This window comes from Liquorilactobacillus vini DSM 20605 (assembly GCF_000255495.1).
Lineage (GTDB): Bacteria > Bacillota > Bacilli > Lactobacillales > Lactobacillaceae > Liquorilactobacillus > Liquorilactobacillus vini.
The window spans coordinates 1-2516 of sequence record NZ_AHYZ01000009.1; the positions used below are offsets into that span (position 1 = coordinate 1).

Annotated in this window: 2 protein-coding genes and 1 other annotated feature; of the genes, one reads left to right on the forward strand and one right to left on the reverse strand. The window is 35.4% G+C overall.

What is annotated here, in order from left to right; genetic code table 11:
- Positions 1–112 precede the first annotated feature (112 nt).
- Positions 113–1054 (forward strand): L-lactate dehydrogenase, encoded by a 942-nt coding sequence (locus ON15_RS00205; RefSeq protein WP_010579446.1) that lies wholly within the window; start codon positions 113–115, stop codon positions 1052–1054.
- Positions 1055–1108: 54 nt separating this feature from the next.
- Here the strand turns inward: ON15_RS00205 and ON15_RS00210 are convergent, their stop codons facing one another.
- Positions 1109–2083: a ketopantoate reductase family protein gene (locus ON15_RS00210; protein ID WP_010579447.1), complete on the reverse strand. Its 975-nt coding sequence runs from the start codon at positions 2081–2083 to the stop codon at positions 1109–1111.
- A 61-nt stretch (positions 2084–2144) separates the two neighbouring features.
- Positions 2145–2396, reverse strand: a binding site (T-box leader).
- Positions 2397–2516 lie beyond the last annotated feature (120 nt).

The window sequence follows — 2516 nt, forward strand, 5'->3', positions numbered from 1 at the left end:
CAGCATTAAATTATTGTTGAAATTTTTATTGCCCATGCAATTGACATTCAAAAAATTGTGAATTAAAATACGATTAATGTTTTATTAATAATCTCATAGGGGAGTAATGCAAATGGCACGAAAAGTTGGCGTTGTTGGATTAGGACATGTTGGAACAGCTGTTGCAAATTATTTATTATTTAATGGTTTTACGGATGAACTTGTTTTAATTGACACAAATGAAAAAAAGTTGAATGCAGAAGCAACAGATTTTGCTGATGCAATGGCAAATTTAAACGCTCATACTAAAATTACGGTTAATGATTATCAAGCGTTAAAAGATGCCGATGTGGTTATTTCTGCACTTGGAAATATCGGTTTACAAAAAGATAATAAAAAACATGATCGCTTCGTTGAATTGGCTTTTAATCAACAAGCGGCCAAAGAAGTTGGAACTAAAGTCAAAGAAGCTGGATTTAATGGAGTCTTTGTTTCAATTTCTAATCCATGCGATGTAATTACTGCTCTTTACCAAAAATTTACTGGTCTTCCAACCGATCAAGTGATTGGAACAGGAACATTACTTGATTCAGCCCGGATGAAAAAAGCTGTCGCTGAAGTTTTACAAGTTGACCCGCGTTCGGTTTCTGGTTACAATCTGGGCGAACATGGCAACTCACAATTTACTGCTTGGTCAACGGTTCAGGTTTTTGATCAGCCAATTACTAAATTAGCTGATCAAAATTCAGCTTTGAACCTTAATGACTTAAGTGAAAAAGTTCGGGCTGGTGGATATACCGTTTATCATGGAAAACACTACACAAATTATGGAATTGCAGCAGCTGCTGTCCATTTAACGAATGCAATTTTATCTGATTCGCATGAAGAACTTCCTGCTTCATATTATCATCCAGAATATGAGACTTATGTTTCTTCACCCATCATTGTTGGTAAAAAAGGTGTCGTCAAAGAAATCAAACTTGATTTAACTGCTGATGAACGTGACAAATTCGCAGAGTCTGCTAAATATATCAAGGAACGATTTGAAAAAGCTTATGCCGAATTAACAGCTTAACTAATTTGGTATCAAAAAAGATGAAGAAAAATTCTTCATCTTTTTTCTTTAATTCTATTTGGTTGCTGCTCTCTGCTTTGCTAAGTTCTGCCGATGAAATTCAGCCAAATGAACTGCTTGCGTAACAAATTGATGCGTATGTGCCTCATAATGATATTTTCGGCCCAACTTAACGATATAACCATTGATGTAATCAACTTCGGTCGGTCGATCCTTACTCATATCTTGATACATTGAAGGATAATGCAACGGCATATCAATTCGAGTATTATGATCGAGTGCTTCCATTTCCTCATCTCGACTTGAAACTAGTTTGATCCCTGCCCGAGCACAAACATCATAAGCTTCATCAATCAGTAACCGCCCCATTTCGTAAGCTCCCTTGAAATTACCAAATTCCCCCATTTGGATTTCAAACATCGTACAAATAGTATTAATAACTGAGTTAAAAATAACTTTAGTCATCAAAGTACCAGTAAAGTCGGTTGTTAATGTTGGATTCATTTGAGCCTTTTTTAATTCTTCAAACAAATTAAAACACATTTTATCCGGCTTTTCATTCAACGGACACATATTCATTTTTCCTGCACCACGTTTACCCATAAAATCGACCTCGCCTGGGCCGGGCAAAACTGTTGCGATCAAAGCTGTTCCACCAATAATTTTATCATCATCGAAATATTGTTGCAGTTTTTCAATATGACCCATACCATTCATGCAAGTAAATGCATAGTGCTTTCGGCGATCAATAAAATGAGCACAACTTTTTAAATAATCTGCCAATTGCATTTGTTTAACGAAAAAGATAAACATATCTGGATCGCCTTGATAAGTTTCGGGAGTATCCAGTTTAATTGGAACTAAATGTCGATCCTGATGATCGCGCATTACGTAAACTCCACCTTGCTTTTTGATCTGATCAATATGTGGTTGCCAAGTATCGATATAGGTAACTTCATTGCCAGCCTCTGCTAACAAAATTCCATAACGTAAACCCATTGCTCCAGCACCAATTACTGCAAACTTCATAAAAAGTCCCCCTATGAATAATATTTTTAAATCAAGAAAAAATAACGCCCTTAGTCAATTGACTAAGGGCGTTTATCTACGCTGTACCACCTTATTTTACAGTTTTAAAAAATTTCAAACTGCCTCATCCACGTACAGTCAAGAATTGCGACGATACGTTGACGCTTTAAGGGGCGCACCCCGCAAGAACTCAATAACATTCGCACTCACAGCTCCAAGGCTACTTTCATTTTAATCATTATTCTTCTTTCTCACTATTCAGAATTCACTTTAATAAAATGATTAAAATTACTTTCCTCTTCAACACGTTTTCTAATCTTGATTTAATAATTATAATCTACAATATTAACGCTGATTTGTCAATAAGATTTTAAAAATAAATTTAACTTTTAGACCTACCATTGGACAAAAATCATCCAGTTTACTCAAGCTT